General features: G+C 77.4%; 1 protein-coding gene. It reads right to left on the reverse strand.

Translation table 11 applies throughout. The annotated features are described in order from the left end of the window. A partial coding sequence (locus tag ND748_RS33185) for a PASTA domain-containing protein (RefSeq protein WP_251750179.1) occupies window positions 1–747 on the reverse strand: 747 nt, incomplete at both ends.

The raw sequence follows: 747 nt of genomic DNA on the forward strand, positions 1-747 counted from the left end.
CGGCAGGGGGGCTCGGCGAGCCGGTCGCGGTGGGGCGGGCGACGTCGAGGGTGACGGTCGACCCCCGGGGCACCTCGCCCGCTGCCGGGGTCTGTCCGGTGACCGTGCCGGGCTGGCCGCCCCCGGGCCGGGGGTGCTGGTCGACGGTGAGGCCGAGGTCGGTCAGGGTCCGCTGCGCCTCGGCCGCCGCATGCCCGTGCAGATCGGGCACCGTCACCGTGTCGCTGGCCACGGTGATGGTGACGGTGCTGTGGGCCGCCACCCGGCTGCCCGCGCTCGGCGTGACGGCGTCCACCTGCCCGGCGTCGGCGGTGGACGGGCCAGTGTTGACCCGCTCCACGACGACGAAGCCGTCGGCGCGCAACGTGGCGCGGGCGTCCGCGGCGCCCTGCCCGACGACCTCGGGCACCGTGACCATGCTCGGCCCCGCCGACACGGTCAGGGTGACGGTGGCATCGCGGGGGTGCCTCGTCCCGGGCGACGGGTCGGTCGCGACGACGGTGCCGCGGGCGCGGCTGCCGGTTCGATAGGCGCGCTCGATCGAGTCGAAGCCGACCGCACGCAGGACGGTCTCGGCCGCGGCGACATCCTGGTTGACCACGTCCGGGACGGTGATCTCACCCGTGGCCGCCGTGGCGTCGCCAGGTTCGGCGGGACCGGCGGAATCGGCTGCGCTCCCCGGCGCGCCGGTGCCGGCCTCGCCGCCGTCGCCGGGGGCGTCGCCGTCGCCGTCGCCGTCAAGTATCC

Origin of the sequence: Frankia sp. AiPs1 (assembly GCF_023716945.1) — a bacterium.
Lineage (GTDB): Bacteria > Actinomycetota > Actinomycetes > Frankiales > Frankiaceae > Frankia.